Annotated in this window: 17 protein-coding genes; 16 read left to right on the forward strand and 1 reads right to left on the reverse strand. The window is 46.4% G+C overall.

Annotation, left to right across the window (positions count from 1 at the left end; all coding sequences use genetic code 11):
* Positions 1 to 71: 71 nt before the first annotated feature.
* The 13 genes from ABHC48_RS11455 (at position 72) to ABHC48_RS11515 (ending at position 15,116) form a co-directional block, all read left to right on the forward strand.
* Positions 72 to 2,318: a DNA topoisomerase (ATP-hydrolyzing) gene (locus ABHC48_RS11455; protein ID WP_148462364.1), complete on the forward strand. Its 2,247-nt coding sequence runs from the start codon at positions 72 to 74 to the stop codon at positions 2,316 to 2,318.
* A gap of 330 nt (positions 2,319 to 2,648) precedes the next feature.
* On the forward strand, positions 2,649 to 3,113 hold the full coding sequence (gene rimP / locus ABHC48_RS11460; protein ID WP_173769371.1) for a ribosome maturation factor RimP: 465 nt from the start codon (positions 2,649 to 2,651) through the stop codon (positions 3,111 to 3,113).
* A 150-nt stretch (positions 3,114 to 3,263) separates the two neighbouring features.
* On the forward strand, positions 3,264 to 4,472 hold the full coding sequence (gene nusA, locus ABHC48_RS11465; protein ID WP_148462362.1) for a transcription termination factor NusA: 1,209 nt from the start codon (positions 3,264 to 3,266) through the stop codon (positions 4,470 to 4,472).
* Positions 4,456 to 4,731, forward strand: a complete 276-nt coding sequence (locus ABHC48_RS11470; RefSeq protein ID WP_173716346.1) for a YlxR family protein — start codon at positions 4,456 to 4,458, stop codon at positions 4,729 to 4,731. Before nusA ends, ABHC48_RS11470 begins: the two co-directional genes overlap by 17 nt.
* Positions 4,721 to 5,041 (forward strand): ribosomal L7Ae/L30e/S12e/Gadd45 family protein, encoded by a 321-nt coding sequence (locus tag ABHC48_RS11475; RefSeq protein WP_118578684.1) that lies wholly within the window; start codon positions 4,721 to 4,723, stop codon positions 5,039 to 5,041. Before ABHC48_RS11470 ends, ABHC48_RS11475 begins: the two co-directional genes overlap by 11 nt.
* A gap of 160 nt (positions 5,042 to 5,201) precedes the next feature.
* Positions 5,202 to 8,171 (forward strand): translation initiation factor IF-2, encoded by a 2,970-nt coding sequence (infB, locus tag ABHC48_RS11480; protein WP_347505540.1) that lies wholly within the window; start codon positions 5,202 to 5,204, stop codon positions 8,169 to 8,171.
* Positions 8,172 to 8,262: 91 nt separating this feature from the next.
* Positions 8,263 to 8,685 carry a 30S ribosome-binding factor RbfA gene (gene rbfA / locus ABHC48_RS11485; RefSeq protein ID WP_195408961.1) on the forward strand — a complete coding sequence of 141 codons (423 nt, stop codon included), beginning with the start codon at positions 8,263 to 8,265 and terminating at the stop codon, positions 8,683 to 8,685.
* Between the two features lie 17 nt (positions 8,686 to 8,702).
* On the forward strand, positions 8,703 to 9,665 hold the full coding sequence (locus ABHC48_RS11490) for a bifunctional oligoribonuclease/PAP phosphatase NrnA (protein ID WP_195699682.1): 963 nt from the start codon (positions 8,703 to 8,705) through the stop codon (positions 9,663 to 9,665).
* Complete coding sequence (truB, locus tag ABHC48_RS11495) at positions 9,665 to 10,555, forward strand: tRNA pseudouridine(55) synthase TruB (RefSeq protein ID WP_173769369.1); 891 nt, start codon at positions 9,665 to 9,667, stop codon at positions 10,553 to 10,555. Before ABHC48_RS11490 ends, truB begins: the two co-directional genes overlap by 1 nt.
* A gap of 72 nt (positions 10,556 to 10,627) precedes the next feature.
* Complete coding sequence (locus ABHC48_RS11500; protein ID WP_173771820.1) at positions 10,628 to 11,527, forward strand: bifunctional riboflavin kinase/FAD synthetase; 900 nt, start codon at positions 10,628 to 10,630, stop codon at positions 11,525 to 11,527.
* A 212-nt stretch (positions 11,528 to 11,739) separates the two neighbouring features.
* Positions 11,740 to 12,006 (forward strand): 30S ribosomal protein S15, encoded by a 267-nt coding sequence (gene rpsO, locus ABHC48_RS11505; protein WP_148462347.1) that lies wholly within the window; start codon positions 11,740 to 11,742, stop codon positions 12,004 to 12,006.
* A 359-nt stretch (positions 12,007 to 12,365) separates the two neighbouring features.
* Positions 12,366 to 14,462, forward strand: a complete 2,097-nt coding sequence (locus tag ABHC48_RS11510; RefSeq protein ID WP_148462345.1) for a polyribonucleotide nucleotidyltransferase — start codon at positions 12,366 to 12,368, stop codon at positions 14,460 to 14,462.
* A gap of 141 nt (positions 14,463 to 14,603) precedes the next feature.
* Positions 14,604 to 15,116, forward strand: a complete 513-nt coding sequence (locus ABHC48_RS11515) for a deoxyuridine 5'-triphosphate nucleotidohydrolase (protein ID WP_118578670.1) — start codon at positions 14,604 to 14,606, stop codon at positions 15,114 to 15,116.
* 219 nt (positions 15,117 to 15,335) lie between these two features.
* Here the strand turns inward: ABHC48_RS11515 and ABHC48_RS11520 are convergent, their stop codons facing one another.
* The gene (locus tag ABHC48_RS11520) at positions 15,336 to 15,731 is read right to left on the reverse strand and encodes a DUF1292 domain-containing protein (protein ID WP_118578668.1); all 396 of its coding nucleotides are present in this window, start codon (positions 15,729 to 15,731) and stop codon (positions 15,336 to 15,338) included.
* Between the two features lie 343 nt (positions 15,732 to 16,074).
* On the opposite strand from ABHC48_RS11520, the gene ABHC48_RS11525 reads away from it, so the two are divergent.
* The 3 genes from ABHC48_RS11525 to ABHC48_RS11535 are packed head-to-tail and all read left to right on the forward strand — an operon-like array spanning position 16,075 to position 19,537.
* Positions 16,075 to 16,830, forward strand: a complete 756-nt coding sequence (locus tag ABHC48_RS11525; protein WP_173716342.1) for an exodeoxyribonuclease III — start codon at positions 16,075 to 16,077, stop codon at positions 16,828 to 16,830.
* Positions 16,831 to 16,881: 51 nt separating this feature from the next.
* Entirely contained in the window at positions 16,882 to 19,014 is a 2,133-nt protein-coding gene (locus tag ABHC48_RS11530; RefSeq protein ID WP_195699683.1) for a Type II secretory pathway, pullulanase PulA and related glycosidase, read from the forward strand.
* Complete coding sequence (locus tag ABHC48_RS11535) at positions 18,992 to 19,537, forward strand: DUF5662 family protein (protein WP_173716340.1); 546 nt, start codon at positions 18,992 to 18,994, stop codon at positions 19,535 to 19,537. Before ABHC48_RS11530 ends, ABHC48_RS11535 begins: the two co-directional genes overlap by 23 nt.
* Positions 19,538 to 19,625 lie beyond the last annotated feature (88 nt).

The raw sequence follows: 19,625 nt of genomic DNA on the forward strand, positions 1-19,625 counted from the left end.
ACAATTTGTGGGAGATTGCAGGAATGATTTTTTAAACAGGCTCCAGAGTGTGTTTGAAAGGAAAACAGATTATGGAAACAAAGCAGGAGAATGTAATTGCCACGGACTATGCGGACGTGATGCAAAAATCCTATATAGATTATGCCATGAGCGTTATCATTTCCAGGGCACTTCCGGATGTCCGCGATGGTCTGAAGCCGGTACAGCGAAGAACCCTGTATGATATGTACGAGCTTGGGATCCGTTACGACCGTCCATATCGTAAGTGCGCCCGTATCGTTGGAGATACCATGGGTAAATATCACCCTCACGGGGACAGCTCTATTTATGAAGCACTGGTTGTAATGGCGCAGGATTTCAAGAAGGGCAAAATCCTGGTAGACGGTCATGGAAACTTCGGCTCCATTGAGGGAGACGGTGCCGCTGCCATGCGATATACAGAGGCAAGACTGGAGAAACTGACCCAGGAGGTTTTTCTGGCAGACCTTGACAAAAATGTAGTGGACTTTATGCCAAACTTCGACGAGACAGAGAAGGAGCCTCAGGTGCTTCCGGTGAAGATTCCCAACCTTCTGGTAAACGGTGCAGATGGTATCGCCGTAGGTATGGCCACCAGCATTCCGCCTCATAACCTTGGGGAGGTTGTGGATGCAGTGAAGGCTTATATAAAGAACAACGACATCAGTGTGAAAGGCCTGATGCGTTATCTGAAAGGACCGGATTTCCCTACAGGCGGTCTGGTTGTAAATAAAGATGATCTTCTGAATATTTATGAGACCGGAAGCGGCAAGCTCCGTCTCCGCGGTAAAGTGGAAGTGGAAAAAGTAAAAGGCGGTCGCCAGCAGCTGGTGATCACCGAGATTCCGTACACCATGATCGGTGCCAATATTGGAAAATTCCTTAACGACGTAGCCTCCCTTGTAGAAACCAAGAAAACCACAGATATTGTGGATATTTCCAACCAGTCCTCCAAGGAAGGAATCCGTATTGTACTGGAACTGAAAAAGGATGCAGATGTAGAGAATCTCACCAACATGCTCTACAAGAAAACCAGACTGGAAGACACCTTCGGAGTCAATATGCTGGCTGTTGCAGACGGACGTCCGGAAACCTTAAGCCTGAAGCAGGTGATTGAGCACCATGTGGATTTTGTGTTCGAAGTAACTACCCGCAAGTACAAGACTCTTCTGGGAAAAGAGCTTGAGAAAAAGGAAATTCAGGAAGGCCTTATCAAAGCCTGTGATGTAATCGATCTGATCATTGAGATCCTTCGAGGCAGCAAGAGCCGTGACCAGGTTAAAAAGTGTCTGGTAGAGGGTATCACAGAGGGAATCAGATTCAAGTCAAAAGCCAGTGAGAAAGCTGCAAAGAATCTGAAATTTACGGAGAATCAGGCTACAGCCATTCTGGAAATGCGTCTGTATCGTCTGATCGGACTGGAAATTGAGGCACTTCAGGCAGAGTATGACCAGACTATGAAAAATATTGCTTCTTATGAAGATATTCTGAACAACTATGATTCCATGTGTGAAGTAATTATTGAAGAACTTGACGGAATCAAAAAAGAATACAGCACCAAGAGAAGAACTGTGATCGAGAACGCAGAAGAGGCAGTTTACGAAGAAAAGAAGATGGAAGAGACAGAGGTCTGCTTCCTTATGGACCGCTTCGGCTATATGCGCCTTATTGATAAGAATGCTTATGAGAGAAACAAAGAGGCTGCCCATGCAGAGAATAAATTTATTTTTACCTGTATGAATACAGACAAGATCTGCATTTTCACAGATATGGGACGCATGCATTCCATCAAAGTGGCAGACATTCCGCTGGTGCGCTTCCGTGACAAGGGAACTCCGGCTGATAACCTGAGTAACTACGACAGCAGCCAAGAGCAGATCCTTTATGTGGCACCTGTAGGACAGGTGAAATTATCCACCCTGTTGTTCGTGACTAAGACCTCCATGTGCAAGCTTGTCGCAGGTGAGGAATTCGATGTGGCAAAGAGAACGATTGCATCTACCAAGCTGGGAGAAGAGGATCAGCTGATATTTGTAGGTCCTGCAGATGAAATGGAACAGGTGGTGTTCCAGAGTCAGAATGGCTATTTTCTCCGTATCCTGAAAACGGATGTTTCTACTATGAAGAAGACCTCTGTTGGTGTAAGAGGAATGAAGCTGGGGGACGGGGATGTTCTTGAGCATGCCTATCTGGTGGAACCGAGACAGGAGTACACCATTCAGTATCACGACAAGCCGTATGCATTGAACAAGGTAAAGCTGGCCAAACGTGATACCAAGGGTATGAAGCCCAGAATCTAAGCAGCAGATTATGAAGAAAAGGCTGTTATACAGGTTGTGCAGCAGAAGCTCAAAAGAGCTGAGAGTAAAAGCTGTTGCTGGTGAAACAAGCTTAACAATACTGTCAAAATGGGTTAAAACCTTGTAAAATGGGCATTTATAAGAAAAAGCCCTTGCAATTTGGATTTAAAGGTGTTAGAATAATACAAGAAATCAGAACTTGTTGACAAAGGAGTGGGCGTGAGCCCACTCTTTTTGATGATAAGGACCAGAGCGGCATTCGCAGGTGATAACCGCGAATACCGGATTAGAGCGTGTTTGAAAAAGGCTCTAGAGAGGCAGGTGGGAAAAATGAGCAGAAAAGAAGAGTATGAACAGAAAGCAGAAGCATTGTTATCTCCGATCGTAGAAAGCAATGGATTCGAACTGGTAGATGTGGAATATGTCAAGGAAGCAGGAAACTGGTATCTTCGCGGCTACATTGACAAACCAGGTGGAATCACAGTGAATGACTGCGAGACAGTAAGCAGGGCTTTCAGCGACAGGCTTGACGAAGATGATTTCATCGAGGACAGCTACATCATGGAGATCAGCTCTCCGGGACTTGACAGACCTCTGAAGAAAGAAAAAGATTTTGCCAGAAGCATTGGCAAACTGGTAGAAATCAGAACCTACCGGACAATCGAGAAACAGAAAGAATTTTGTGGTGAACTGACAGCATATGATAATAACAGTGTGACCATTGATGAGGAGGGAACTCCACGCACTTTCGATAAGAAAGATATCGCACTGGTGCGTCTGGCAATTGATTTTTAAGTTACCATGAAAGTCCGGGCTGGCAGCTGTGGGAGTACCACAGGCGCGGAACAGCTGACTTTCATATAGGAAGATGCTGCCAGTAGGCGACATGTCCGATTTAAGAAATAAGCGATTATGCTGGAAAGCAAAAAGGAGGAAATAAGAAAAATGAACAAGGAGTTAATGGGTGCTCTGGACGAACTGGAACGCGAGAAAAATATCAGCAAGGAAACTTTGCTGGATGCCATTGAGCAGTCCCTGATCCAGGCATACAAGAATCATTTTGGAAAAGCTGACAATGTACATGTTACCATTAACAGAGAAACAGGCGATTTCAGTGTATATGCAGACCGCAAGGTTGTAGAATTCGTAGAAGATCCTGCTGAAGAGGTTTCTCTTGTAGAAGCACAGAAGCAGAACACCAATGCAGAGGTTGGCGATATCCTGAAGGTACCGGTTCACTCTGACAAATTTGGCCGTATTGCAACACAGAATGCAAAGAACGTAATCCTTCAGAAAATCCGTGAGGAAGAGCGTAAAGTTCTGTTTGACCAGTATCACGGCAATGAGAAAGAGGTTGTTACCGGCATTGTACAGCGTGTGGTAGGACATAATGTAAGCGTAAATCTTGGCAAGGCAGATGCAATCCTTGCTGAGAATGAGCAGGTGAAGGGTGAGACCTTCAAGCCTACTGAGAGAATCAAAGTGTATATTCTTGAGGTAAAGGATACACCGAAGGGACCTCGTATCCTTGTTTCCAGAACACATCCTGGCCTTGTAAAACGCCTCTTTGAGTCTGAGGTTGCTGAGGTGAAGGACGGAACTGTTGAAATCAAGAGCATTGCCCGTGAGGCAGGTTCCCGTACCAAGCTGGCAGTGTGGAGCAACGATCCTGATGTAGATCCGGTTGGAGCATGTGTTGGTGTAAATGGTGCCCGTGTAAGTGCGATTGTAAATGAGCTTCGCGGTGAGAAGATTGATATCATCAACTGGGATGAGAATCCTGCAATCCTGATCGAGAATGCATTAAGTCCGGCGAAGGTAATCGCTGTTATGGCAGATCCGGATGAGAAGACTGCACTTGTTGTGGTTCCGGATTACCAGCTTTCCCTTGCAATCGGTAAAGAAGGACAGAATGCGCGCCTTGCAGCACGTCTGACTGGATTTAAGATTGATATCAAGAGTGAAACCCAGGCAAGAGAGTCCGGCGACTTCTATGATTATGACGAGGATGACGACGAGTACTATGAGGATGACGAGTACGAAGAGTCTGAGGAGTCCGCTACAGAAGAAATTTCTCAGGATAGCGAAGAAACAGCTGCCGGTGAAGAGTCTGAAGAGACTGAGGATGCGGTAGAGAATGAAGACGAAGAATAAAATTCCCATGCGCCAGTGTACTGGCTGCAGAGAAATGAAAAATAAAAAAGAAATGATCAGGGTGTTGAAAACCGCAGAGGATGAGATCATTCTGGATGCTACAGGCAGGAAAAACGGTCGCGGAGCTTACATCTGCAAGAGCCGTGAGTGCCTGGAGAAAGCCAGAAAAAATCATGGACTGGAGCGTTCTTTGAAAGCAGCTATCCCGGATGAGGTTTATGATAGCCTTGAGAAGGAGTTTGATAGTATTGAAGAATAATAAAGCGCTGTCCCTGATCGGACTTGCAACAAAGGCCGGAAAGACAGTCAGCGGAGAGTTTTCCACTGAGAAATCCATTAAGACCGGCAAAGGATATCTGGCAATCGTAGCCGGAGATTCTTCGGATAACACCAAGAAGAAATTCCGGAACATGTGTGAATTTTACGAAGTGCCCTTGTATATCCTTTCAGATAAAGAAACGTTAGGGCATGCCATGGGCAAGGAATTCCGTGCCAGCCTGGCTGTACAGGACTGGAATTTTGCAGAAGCTATCAGGAAGGTGCTGCAGGATGAGGGGAAGGAGCTCTAGAGCATACCACTGTTGTCTGAGAAAACGACCTGAACCAAAGAGAAAAAAGCGTTCCAGGGAATGCTTTTAAATGTTCCCGGGAAATGATTTTTGATAATACGAGCTGCGGAGAACTTGTGAAAGCGTATCCTGACTCGTACTGGTGAAGGGAGAATGGCATATGGTGATAAATTCACATGAGCCTGCCAAAGACAGAAATAAGCAAAACAGAGAGAATAAAAACAGAGTGAAAAAAGTTATAGATACGGGAAAGGAGAAAGGAATAACATTGGAGACTCCTAAGACAGAAGAGCAGAAAGTGTCAGTAAAGAAAGAAGGCGACGGTGCAGAGGCACCGAAGAAGAAAAAAAATATTATCCGCGTATATCATGCACAGAATGCAAGTGACGGCGGGAAGAACAGAAAGAAACCAGCTGGAGAGAGAAAGCCACGTCCACAGGGCACACGTCCTGCAGCACAGGCACAGCCGGCAGCGAAAGCAGAGGCACCTGTAAAGGCAGCACCGAAGCCAGAAGCTCCTAAGACAGAAGCACCGAAGCCGGTAAGTGCACCGAAGGCTGAAGCTCCTAAGACAGAAGCACCAAAGGCAGAAGCACCAAAAGCTGAGACAGCACCAAAGAGCGCACCGGTAAGTGCACCGAAGACAGAGCCTGCAAAACCGGTTCAGGCTGCACCGAAAGCAGAAGCTCCAAGGACAGAATCCCAGAGACCAGCTGCACAGCAGAACAGAAACGACGGCCAGCAGCGTCAGGGAAATGGCCAGGGCAACCGTAATTTCCGTCAGGGCGAAGGTCGCGACAATAATCGCGGGGACAGAAATGGAAACGGAGGCAGATTTGGCCAGGGAAGACCACAGGGCGGCCAGGGCGGATTCCGCGGAAACAGAAATAATGATGGTCAGGGAAGACCTGTAAGACAGGGAGACTCCCAGAACAGAGGACCGCGCCAGGGTGATGGAAACGGACGTGGATTCCGTCAGGGCGGTGACAACAGAGATAATAGAAATGGAAACGGAAATGGCAGCAGATTTGGCCAGGGAAGACCACAGGGCGGCCAGGGACGTTTCGGAGGAAAAGACGGAGATAACCGTAGTGAAGGACGCTTTGGCGGACAGAACCACCAGGGTGGACAGCGCTCCGGCGGTGCAAGAAGAAGCGGCGGCGGATCTGACGCAATCTTTACACCAGAGCTGACCAAGACATCCAAGGACAGCAAGCGTGAGCGTGACAGAGAGAACAAGAATAAGAAGAAAGATTTTGATAAGACATCAGGTGGCGGACACAGACCAAACCAGGGCGGCAGAAACCAGATGTCCAGAATCCCGAAAGCACTTCAGAAGCCTGCTCCGCAGCAGAAACAGGAAGAGAAGAAACCGGAGATCAAAGAAATTACAATTCCAGAGAAGCTTACCATCCGCGAGCTTGCAGAAGCGATGAAGATGCAGCCATCTGCAATTGTTAAGAAGCTGTTCATGGAAGGTCAGATGGTAACGGTAAACCACGAGATCGATTTCGAGCAGGCAGAAGAGATTGCTCTTGGATTTGACATTATTGCAGAAAAAGAAGAAAAAGTAGATGTAATTGAGGAACTTTTGAAAGAGGAAGAGGAAGACGAATCCACAATGGTTTCAAGACCACCGGTAGTCTGTGTAATGGGACACGTTGACCATGGTAAAACTTCTCTTCTGGATGCAATCCGTAAGACAAACGTAACAAGAGGCGAGGCTGGTGGAATCACACAGCATATCGGTGCTTATGTAGTTGATATCAACGGACAGAAGATCACCTTCCTTGATACACCGGGACATGAGGCATTCACTGCCATGCGTATGCGTGGAGCAAACTCCACAGATATCGCTGTTCTTGTAGTTGCAGCTGACGATGGTGTTATGCCGCAGACAGTAGAAGCTATCAGCCATGCAAAGGCTGCTGGCGTTGAGATCATCGTTGCCATCAACAAGATCGATAAGCCAAGTGCAAACATTGAACGTGTAAAACAGGAGCTTTCCGAGTATGAGCTGATTCCTGAGGACTGGGGCGGTACAACTCCGTTCGTTCCGGTATCTGCCAAGACAGGAGAGGGCATTGATGATCTTCTTGAAATGATCCTTTTAACCGCAGAGGTTTCTGAGCTGAAGGCAAACCCGAACCGTGCAGCAAGAGGTCTTGTGATCGAGGCTCAGCTGGATAAAGGCAAAGGACCGGTTGCTACGATCCTTGTACAGAAGGGTACTCTTCATGTTGGAGATTTTATCGCAGCCGGAGCATGCAATGGTAAAGTACGTGCCATGATGGATGATAAGGGACGCCGTGTAAAACAGGCTGGTCCGTCTACTCCTGTAGAGATCCTTGGTCTTGGCGATGTTCCGAATGCCGGAGAGGTTCTTATGTCCTTTGAGAATGATAAAGAGGCTAAGAATTTTGCAGCAGCATTTGTTTCCGAGAATAAGAACCGTCTTCTTGAGGAAACTAAGGGTAAACTTTCCCTGGATAATCTGTTTGACCAGATTCAGGCAAGCGACCTTAAGGAGCTCCCGATTATTGTCAAAGCCGATGTGCAGGGTTCTGTAGAGGCTGTAAAACAGAGTCTTGTAAAACTTTCCAATGATGAGGTTGTTGTAAGAGTGATCCATGGCGGCGTTGGTGCTGTCAATGAGTCTGATGTCAGCCTTGCTGCTACATCAAATGCGATCATCATCGGATTTAACGTTCGTCCTGATACCACAGCGAAACAGCTGGCAGAGCAGGAAGGCGTTGACCTTCGTCTGTACCGTGTTATCTACCAGGCAATTGAGGACGTGGAAGCTGCCATGAAGGGTATGCTGGATCCGGTATTTGAGGAGAAGGTAATCGGTCATGCAGAGGTTCGTCAGCTGTTCAAGGCTTCCGGTATCGGTACTATCGCAGGAAGCTATGTGCTTGACGGTACCTTCCAGAGAGGATGCAAGGTACGCATCACCAGAGACGAGGAGCAGATCTACGAAGGTGAGCTGGCTTCCCTTAAGAGATTTAAAGATGATGTCAAAGAAGTTCGTGCAGGCTATGAGTGTGGTCTTGTATTCCAGGATTTCAATGACGTTAAAGAAGAAGATAAAGTTGAAGCATATATTATGGTTGAGGTGCCGCGCTAGAGCGTAGTAATCGCAGGTGTCAGTTGGGGGCAAGCTCATTGCCCCCAATTTTCCGTTGTCCAGAGCCTGCACTCATATAGGAGACCAAAAAATGAGAAAAAACAGCATTAAAAATACAAGGATCAATGCAGAAGTTCAGAAAGAACTGAGCAACATTATCCGCGGTGAGATCAAGGATCCCCGCATCCATCCCATGACATCTGTCATGGCTGTGGAGGTTGCACCGGATCTTAAGACCTGCAAGGCATTTATCAGTGTCCTTGGCAGCGAGGAATCCAAGCAGTCCACAATTAAAGGGCTGAAAAGTGCAGAAGGCTATATCCGCCGTCAGCTTGCGAAGAACCTGAATCTTCGCAATACGCCGGAAATCCGCTTCATTCTGGATGAGTCCATTGAATATGGCGTAAATATGTCCAGACTCATTGATGACGTGATCGAACACGACCATTCGAAGGGCACTGAGAGTGAGGACGGGGAAAAACAGGATACAGTAGAAACTGAAGACGAAGAGTAAAAATCGAGGTGAAGGGAATGGAGAGAATCGAAGAAATTCTGGATGGCGTAAAGACCATGGGAATTGGGGGACATGTTCGCCCGGATGGTGACTGTGTAGGTTCCTGCATGGCACTTTATCTGTATATAAAGAAATGGTATCCTGAAATCAAGGCAGATATCTATCTGGAGAAGCCGAAACCGGTATTCGGACATATTGCATGCATGGACGAGGTGCATTATGAAGCAGGCGAGCCCAGAGAGTATGATCTTTTTGTAACCTGTGATGTAAGCGCTCCTGACCGTCTGGCAGTAGCGTCTGATTATTTCGCTTCTGCGAAAAAGACCGTCTGCATTGACCATCATGTGAGCAATCCGGGATTTGCAGATGTGAACCACGTACATGGTGAGATCAGCTCTGCCAGCGAGGTTCTGTATAAGCTTCTTGACAAAGAAAAAATCAATCTGGATATTGCAACTGCTATTTATACCGGAATGATCCACGATACAGGTGTATTCCAGTATTCCTCCACATCTCCGGACACCATGCGTATTGCCGGTGACCTGATGGAAAAGGGTGTTGATTTTTCCAATATTATTGACGAATCCTTCTATCAGAAAAGCTACATTCAGAATCAGGTCATGGGACGTGTTCTGGCAGAGAGCATTATGCTTCTGGATGGCAAATGTATCGTTGGCTACATGAAGCTGAGGGACATGGATTTCTACGGGGTAAAGCCGTCAGACCTGGATGGAATCGTAAGCCAGCTCCGTCTTACGAAAGGTGTGGAAGTGGCAATGTTTATTTACGAGCATGAAAGCCAGGTATTCAAGGTATCACTCCGTTCCAACGGTTCTGTAGATGTAAGCAAGATCGCTTCCTATTTCGGAGGAGGCGGACATGTGAAAGCAGCAGGCTGCGATCTGGCCGGTTCCATGTACGACGTTATCAATAATATTTCAGAGCAGATCGAAAAACAGCTTTTAGGACAGGATAAGTAATGGCAGATTTTCAGGGAATCATTGTAATTCACAAGGAAAAAGGCTTTACCTCCCATGATGTGGTAGCCAAGCTTCGGGGAATTCTCCATATGAAAAAAATAGGACATACAGGGACTCTTGACCCGGATGCTACCGGTGTTTTGCCGGTAGCTCTTGGAAAAGGCACCAAGCTGGTGGATCTTCTTACAGATAAGGAAAAAACGTATGAGGCAGTGCTTCATCTTGGAATCGACACGGATACCCAGGATATGTCTGGAACAGTTCTGGAAGAGAAGCCGGTGAATGTGACCGAGGAGGAAGTGCGAAAGGTACTGAAAAGCTTTGTAGGGGAGCAGCTTCAGGTTCCGCCTATGTATTCTGCTCTGAAGGTAAATGGAAAAAAACTTTATGAGCTGGCTAGAGAGGGCAAAACGGTTGAGCGAAAAGCCAGGCCAGTGTGTTTCTACGAGATAGAGCCTCTGGAATTTCATCTTCCGCTGGTGAAAATAAGAGTGACCTGCAGTAAGGGAACCTATATCCGCACCTTGTGCCATGATATTGGCGAGAAGCTTGGCTGTGGCGGCTGTATGGAAGAACTGCTCCGGTCAAGGGTTGGTCGGTATTCTCTCTTTGAGAGCCATACGCTCGCCCAGGTGGAAGCTGCTGTGGCAGATGGAACCGTCCAGGATATGATCGACCCGGTGGAAGCAGTTCTGGCTGAGTACCCCGCTCTTTATGCGGATTCTTACGGGGACAGGCTTCTGGCAAATGGAAATCCGCTGTCCGACAATCTGGTTCGTCCCCAGCACAAAGAGGGTTGGGTGCGCATGTACGCCAGTGACGGAACTTTTACAGGTATTTTTCAGTGGGATGCAGGGAAGAAGAAATATTATCCGGTGAAAATGTTCTGAATAATAAAGTGACGATTCAGCAGGTGCTGAACAGTTACCAATCAGGCATAAACTGGTTTGACAGGAGAGATTATGGAATACCTGAAGATAGAGGGTGAGTTTCCAAAACTTGCCAACTGTGCAGTAACAATGGGAAAATTTGACGGGATCCACCGTGGCCACAGGAAACTGGTTGAGAAGATCAGGGAGCGGAAGACACTTGGAGAACAGGCTGTCCTTTTTGCCATTGATGCTTCCAGCAATATGATCCTTACCAGCCAGGAACGGGCTTCCCTTCTTGAAAAGCTTGGCGTGGATGTGCTGGTAGAATGCCAGTTAAATGACAGGATCCGGCATATGAAGGCTGAGAATTTTATAAAAGAGATTCTTATGGGAGATCTTGGGGCATCCTACGTAGTAGTGGGAGAGGACAACCGGTTTGGCTTCGAGCGGAAGGGTACGCCCCGGCTTCTTATGGAATTTGGAGAAAAGTATGGCTTTGATGTGGAAATCCTTTCCAAAGAAATGGATGGGCACAGGAAGATCAGCAGTACCTATATCAGAGAAGAACTGAAAAAAGGAAATATGGAGAAAGTCACTTCCCTTATGGGAAGGGATTATTTTGTGGAAGGCCAGGTGGTACATGGCAGGGGAATGGGACATAAGGTTCTGCTTCCCACTACCAATCTCGTGCCTCCCAGGACCAAGATCCTGCCGCCAAACGGTGTGTATGTGACAAGCTCTTATTTCGGGGATAAGATATACCACGGAATTACCAACATTGGCTGTAAGCCTACGGTTGGTGAGAGCTTTATAGGGGTGGAAACCTATCTTTTTGACTGTAAGGAAGATCTCTACGGAGAGGAATGCCGGGTGGATTTCAAAAAGTTTTTGAGGCCGGAACGGAAATTTCCCTCTCTTGAGGCGCTGAAGAGCAGACTTCTGGCGGATGCAGAGGATGGCCGGAGATATTTTGAGAAAACTGAGAAATAATATCGGGAAGAAAAACGAAAAAAACAGTTTACAGAATTTGGCGGGTATGCTATACTAGGCAAGGTGTGAGCAGGTTTAGTCCTTGCGTTCACATATCAGACAGCCCATATTCAGGGGTTGGACACTCCGACCGTCTCTTAATATGCGGCGATTACGTCCCCACAGGAATACCTGCATGGGAGACCATTAAGAATAATAAGGAGGAAATCAAGATGATTTCAAAAGAAAAGAAAACAGCAATTATGAAAGAGTATGCAAGATGTGAGGGAGATACTGGTTCACCAGAGGTACAGGTAGCTGTTCTTACTGCAAGAATCCAGGAGCTTACTGAGCATTTACAGAACAACCACAAGGATCATCATTCCAGACGTGGTCTGCTGAAAATGGTAGGTCAGAGACGTGGACTGTTAGCTTACTTAAAGAAAACAGACATCGAAAGATACCGTGCACTGATTGAGAAATTAGGTTTAAGAAAATAATTAGTATGCGGAAGGGGCGGATATCCATCCGCCCTATTTTAAGATGTAAGGAAAGCTATGATTGTTCACAGACAAGTTCCGCACCGGAGCTTTTGTGGATAGTGACAAGTGTTACAATAGAGGCACTATTGTCTGTAAGGGTAACCTGACAGATAAAGATTTCCGAGACTTCTGAAAAGGACATTTGAAGTAAACTGCTCACAGCAATATCAAACGTGTTTTTCAGTCGTTTCGGACTTCTGTTGTGACAGAGGCAAAGAGAGCTGCATTATATGTCGGTCAGAACTGGTTTTCACAGTTTCTGCAGAAGTGTAAGGTGGCTTCAGATCAATATTTTATATGAAAAAAGGAGAGAAGACATGTACAAAAGTTATTCCATGGAATTAGCTGGAAGAACACTTACCGTAGATATCGGACGTGTTGCGAAACAGGCCAATGGCGCAGCACTTATGCATTATGGTGATACCACTGTACTTGCTACAGCAACTGCATCCAAGGAGCCAAGAGAGGGAATCGACTTTTTCCCGTTAAGCGTTGAATATGAAGAGAAAATGTACGCCGTAGGAAAGATCCCGGGCGGTTTCAATAAGAGAGAGGGAAAGGCAAGCGAGCACGCAATCCTTACCTCCCGTGTTATCGACAGACCTATGCGTCCTCTGTTCCCGAAGGACTACAGAAATGACGTAACACTGGTAGACATGGTTATGTCTGTAGATCCGGAGTGCAACCCGGAAATCCCGGCTATGCTTGGTTCTTCCCTTGCTACCTGTATTTCTGATATTCCATTTGATGGTCCATGTGCAACGACACAGATTGGTCTGATCAATGGAGAGTATGTTGTGAACCCTACACTGGCTCAGAAGGATATTTCTGACCTTCAGCTGACAGTAGCTTCCACAAGAGATAAGGTTATCATGATCGAGGCTGGTGCCAACGAGGTTCCGGAGGATCAGATGATCGAGGCTATTTATAAAGCACATGAAGTAAACCAGGAGATCATCAGATTCTTCGATCAGATCATCGCTGAGTGCGGTAAAGAGAAACACAGCTATGAGTCCTGTGCAGTTCCGCAGGAGCTGTTTGATGCCATCAAGGAGATCGTTCCTCCGGAAGAAATGGAAGTTGCCGTATTCTCTGATGACAAGCAGACAAGAGAGAACAACATTGCAGAGATCACAGACAAGCTGAAAGAAGCTTTCGCAGAGAAAGAGGAGTGGCTTGCTGTTCTTGGTGAGGCTGTTTACCAGTATCAGAAGAAGACCGTTCGTAAGATGATCCTGAAAGATCACAAACGTCCGGACGGCCGTGCGATCACACAGATCCGTCCTCTGGCAGCAGAGGTTGATATCATCCCGAGAGTACATGGCTCCGCTATGTTCACCCGTGGACAGACTCAGATCTGTACGATTACTACTCTGGCACCTCTTGCAGAGGCACAGAGAATTGACGGACTTGACGAGTTTGAGACAAGCAAGAGATATATGCATCACTACAATTTCCCGTCCTATTCTGTAGGTGAGACAAAGCCATCCAGAGGACCGGGACGCCGTGAGATCGGTCATGGAGCACTTGCTGAGAGAGCACTTGTACCGGTGCTTCCAAGCGTAGAAGAATTCCCATATGCAATCCGTACTGTATCTGAGACCTTTGAGTCAAACGGATCTACCTCCCAGGCAAGTATCTGTGCATCCACCATGTCTCTTGAGGCTGCCGGTGTACCGATTAAGAAGCCGGTTGCAGGTATTTCCTGTGGTCTTGTAACAGGTGACACAGATGATGACTATATCGTTCTTACTGATATCCAGGGACTTGAGGACTTCTTTGGCGACATGGACTTCAAGGTAGCCGGAACTCATGACGGTATCACAGCGATTCAGATGGATATTAAGATCCACGGTCTTACAAGACAGATCGTAGAAGAAGCAATCAGACGTACTAAGGAAGCAAGAGAGTACATCCTTAATGAAGTTATTGAGAAATGTATCCCTGCACCTCGTACAACTGTTGGAAAATATGCTCCGAAGATCATCCAGATCCAGATCGATCCTCAGAAGATCGGTGATGTTGTTGGCCAGAGAGGTAAGACCATCAACACCATCATCGAGCGCACAGGCGTTAAAATCGATATCACAGATGAGGGTGCTGTATCTATCTGCGGCGTAGATGACAAGAACATGCAGGAAGCAAAGCGCATGGTTGAGATCATTGCTTCTGACTTCGAGCAGGGACAGATCCTTACCGGACAGGTTGTAAGCATCAAGGAGTTTGGCGCATTTGTTGAGTTCGCACCTGGCAAAGAGGGAATGGTTCACATTTCCAAGATTTGCAAGGAGAGAATCAACCGCGTAGAGGATGTTCTTACACTTGGAGATAAGGTAACTGTTGTATGCCTTGGAAAAGACAAGATGGGAAGAATGAGCTTCAGCATCAAGGATGTTCCGGCAGAGGCAAAATAAGAATAAAATGCAAGGCCACTGTGTATGAAAAGCACAGTGATAGCTTGGGGGATGCCGGACAGATGTGCCCGGCATTCTTTATATCCGCTGCAGAGTCGGAGCTTTGGAAAAGGCGTCTGCACGGGACAAACAGGAGGAAACATGAAAAGAATTGCAAAATTTCATAAAGTAAGTAAAGAGCGCTTTGTGGCAGACTGGATGGATACTTTTGAGGGCGTGTCTGCTGATGAGGCAGAGAAGATTTATGAGGGAATCCGTCTTCCAAGACGAGCTACTGCCGGAAGCGCAGGCTATGATTTCTTTTCCCCGGCTGATTTTACCATTAAGCCAGGAGAGACCATCAAGATTCCGACCGGGATCCGTGTGGAGATGGATCAGGAGTGGGTGCTGAAATGCTATCCAAGAAGCGGCCTGGGATTTAAATTCCGTCTGCAGCTGAATAATACGGTGGGGATTATTGACAGCGATTATTTTTATTCTGACAATGAAGGTCATATTTTTGCCAAGCTGACAAATGACACCAATGAGAACAAAGTGGTAGAATTGAAGGCAGATACAGGCTTTATGCAGGGAATCTTCGTTGAGTATGGGATTACCGTAGATGATGATGTGACAGATGTGAGAAATGGCGGGTTTGGAAGTACGACGAAGTAACCCGCTGCGGCACCCTCGCAGTTTTATGGGAAATACAAAAGCAGGTAAATGTGATGAATTTATCAATCACAGATACCTGCTTTTATTGTTCTTAAGCTTTTTTCAAATTTTGCAGAAAGCCTTTTTCAAACAGGCTCCCGCAGGAAATCTCTTTAAAGACCACCGGGAAGATTACTTTGATGCTCCCGCAGGAAATTTCTTTAAAGATCACCGGAGAGATTACTCTAAAGGTGTTCCGGCAGCTTCTGCTTCCCGCGCATTCTGTAAAACAGTGTCAAATGCGATAGCAGCCTTATTGTACTCTTCGTCGCTTTCAATATTGGAAAGCATGGGAGCACCCTCTGCAGTGCGGGTGAAGGAATACAGATAAACTTCGCCGTCATGATTCTGGCCCTCTTCGTCAAGAGGAAGAAGCGCAATATATTCCTTTGCATCTACCGGGAAAATGGTAAGGATGGCGCATTCTACCTCAGTATCATCCTCCATGGTAAGAGTAATGGTGCTGTGCTGGTTTGCGTCAGTGCTGCATCCACCGCATGTGGAACAGTCGGAACCGCCGCAGGATGAGCTGCTTCCACAGCTGCTGCAGGAGTTTGTCATATCTGAATCACTCATTAAAAATACCTCACTTTATAAAAAATTTGTATTTATATGTTACCTGTGAAAAAACATGTTCATGCTGTAAAACAAGGTAACACCGGGACTTCTTTAGCTTCGTTTTCACTGGTAACGGTATGCCCGGACAATATTTAGATTGTACCAGAAAAATAGGGTTTTGTGAATAGGAAAATCTGTGTTATAATGAAGAAAGTGTTAGAATATATTGAATATTCACAGGCAATATCCTATGAGAGGTTTTGGGTGAATGAAGTTCACTGGAAACTTTGAAAAAATGGGCAAAATCATGTACAGAAGGATTTTTGTGCATCATATAAATTTTTACAGATTGGAGAACAACATGAAGCTTGTATCATGGAACGTAAATGGAATCCGTGCCTGTATCACCAAGGGCTTTGAAGAAAGCTTTGCGAAGTTGGATGCAGACATTTTCTGCCTTCAGGAGACCAAATGTCAGGAGAACCAGGTGAAGCTGGAGCTTCCAGGTTATTATCAATATTGGAATTATGCGAACCGCAAGGGATATTCCGGAACAGCTGTTTTTACAAAAAAAGAACCGTTGTCCGTGATCTACGGACTTGGAATAGAGGAACACGATAAAGAAGGACGTGTGATCACTGCAGAGATGGACGATTTTTATCTGGTTACCGTATATACGCCCAATTCCCAGTCAGAGCTTCGAAGACTGGAATACCGCATGGAATGGGAGAGAGATTTTCTGGCTTATCTTCTGAAGCTTCAGGAGAAAAAGCCTGTGATCTGCTGTGGAGACATGAATGTGGCACATCAGGAAATTGACCTGAAGAATCCTAAGACCAACCGGATGAACGCAGGCTTCACAGATGAAGAGAGAGCCTGCTTTACCAGAACTTTGGAAGCTGGATTTATTGATACATTTCGTTACTTTTATCCGGAGCTTGAGGGCGCCTACTCCTGGTGGTCTTACCGATTTAAGGCAAGAGAGAAGAATGCCGGATGGAGAATTGATTATTTCATCACCTCTCCGTCCTTGAAAGAGAATCTGGAGGATGCGAAGATTCACAGCGAGATAATGGGGTCCGACCATTGTCCTGTAGAACTGGATCTGAAATTTTAGACCATAGGGAGTCCTGTATGGCAGGATCTGGGGATAAACAGATATCATCGGATGATTTTATTTCATGAGAAAGATTGCATTGTGCAGATTCCCTTTGGGAAACGTGCTCTGTGTACAAAAATGGCTACAGACGAGACAGCAGACAAAGACAGGAGGGCTTATAAAGTGCCAATACCGGGAAATAAGAGCGTGGTTGTGACATACGGTTATCCTCTTTTACTTGGGGTAACCCAGATGGCAGATGGATATAATTTTGCAGTGGAAGCGGAAGAGGATTCTGAGGTTTACCTGCTCCTTTACAGGAAGAGGGGAAGAGAGCCCTTTTATGAGCTTCTTCTGGATGAAAAATATCGTACAGGACGGATTTTTTCTGTCTTTATGAAAAAATTAAATGTAACCAATCTGGAGTACAATTTTAAGATAAACGGGGAAATCTATCTGGATCCCTGTGCCAGCAGGATCAGCGGAAGAGAGCATTTTGGGGCAGCGTGGGAGGAAGATCCACACAAGGTGCGCTGCGGCTTCTGGTCCGGAAATGGTTATGACTGGGGGGATGAGAAAGCACCGGAAACAGACTTTGAAGATATGATCCTCTATAAAGTACATGTCCGGGGATACACCAGGCAGGCCAAGCTGCCGACAGGTCTCCGGGGAACTTTTTCCGGTCTGGTACAGATGATCCCATACTGGCAGGAGCTTGGCATTAATACAGTAGAGCTTATGCCGGCCTATGAATTTATGGAGGTGGTTCCGCCAAAGGAGCCAGACGGTCTTGTTTCCCAGAAGGGGAAAAAAGACGAGGTAAATTACTGGGGATATGGAAATGGTCTTTATTTTGCGCCAAAGAGTGCTTATTGCGCTACCCGGGATCCCCACAGGGAATTTTGTGACATGATCAGGGCTTTTCACAAAGCAGGGATTGGCTGTATCATGGAAATGTATTTTCCGGCGGAGGTTAATCCTTTAATGGCACTTCGTGCAGTGCAATTCTGGAAACAGAATTATCATGTGGACGGCTTTCATATTCTGGGAGAAGGGGCACCTCTTGACCTGATCATGAAGGACGGCCTGCTTGCAGGAACGAAGATCATGGCAGAAGGAATGGATACGGCTGCTCTTTATAAGAACCGCAGACCAGGAAAGCGATGCTTTGCGGAATATAATCTGGGATTTTTGCAGGATATGCGCAGATTCCTGAAAAGCGATGAGGATATGGTTCCGGCTGTGCAGTACCGCATCCGTCATAATCCAGATGACCATGGAGTGATCAATTATATTACCTGCCAGGACGGTTTTACTTTAAATGACCTTGTTTCCTATAATTATAAGCACAATGAGGCAAATGGGGAAGGCAATAACGACGGCTGCAGCTATAATTATTCCTGGAATTGCGGCATTGAAGGACCAAGCCGGAAGCAGTGGATCCGTCAGATGAGGGAGCGCCAGATGCGTGCTGCTTTTGCCATGATGCTGTTTTCCCAGGGAGTGCCCATGATCTATGGCGGTGATGAGATCGGCAATTCCCAGGAGGGAAACAATAATGCTTACTGCCAGGACAATTCCATTGGCTGGATTGACTGGCGGGGACTGCGAAGAAATGCCAGTATGCTTGCCTTTGTAAAAAAGGCAGTTGCACTTCGGAAGGCTCATCCTGTTCTTCATATGAGTGAGAGCATGAAAGAGGCAGATTACCTTGGCAAGGGATTCCCGGATATGTCTTTTCATGGGGAACGTGCATGGTTCTGCAACATGGAAAATACCAGCCGCATGATCGGCGTGATGCTGTGCGGGGCGTATGCAAAGCTGCCGGACGGAAGTGAGGATGATTTCCTTTATACAGGCTATAATTTTCACTGGGAAACCAGGAATATTGCTCTTCCCAATCTGCCAGAGGGGATGGAGTGGAAGAAAGTGATGGATACCGGAGATCTGACCTGTGACGGATTTTATGGGGAAAATGGCCAGGTCTATGAAAGAGCTGTGGAGGTGGGACCGCGTACAGTGGTTGTACTTCAGGGTGTGAAGAAACCGGAGCCTGAAAGAAAGCATACTGGCAAAGGAAAAAAGAATGAAAAACTGCCAGGCGCAGAAGCGAAGAAAACTGCAGCTTCAGACAATACTGTGACAGAAGCTGAGAATAAGGAAAGGAGGTCCGGCGACAATGCATCCATGGCTTCACTTTAAAACAATCACAAAGCATAAGCTGATGGTTATGCACTATTGCTTCCGAATCGGACTTTACAAGCAGGGGCTTCTCCATGACCTTTCCAAATATACCCCGTCGGAATTTCTTGTGGGCTGCAAATATTATCAGGGAAACAGAAGCCCAAATAACGCAGAACGTGAGGATACGGGCGTGTCTACCGCCTGGCTCCATCATAAAGGGCGCAATAAGCATCATTATGAGCATTGGGTGGATTATTCCATAAATGATCCGGAGCATGTGATCATGGGGGCGAAAATGCCCCGCAGATATGTGGCAGAGATGGTGATGGACAGGATCAGTGCCTCCAGGACGTATCTTGGGGACGCATACGACAATCACAAGCCGCTGGAATATTTTCTGAAAAGCAAGCCGAAGCTGTGGTTTGTACATCCCCAGACGAAAAAAGAGTTAGAGGGGCTGCTTCGGATCCTCAATGACAAGGGGGAAGAAAAGGCTTTGTGGTATATTAAGCATGTTTATCTGAAAGGGAAGGATAAGTAGTTTCATATTCCGTGTTTATCAACCGCAGACTTTCAAAAAATATACAATATCACTTGCACTTTCATACTCTTCTGTGGTAAAGTATGAA

The organism is Ruminococcus sp. 1001136sp1 (genome assembly GCF_039841815.1).
GTDB classification, from domain to species: Bacteria; Bacillota; Clostridia; order Lachnospirales; family Lachnospiraceae; genus Blautia_A; species Blautia_A faecis.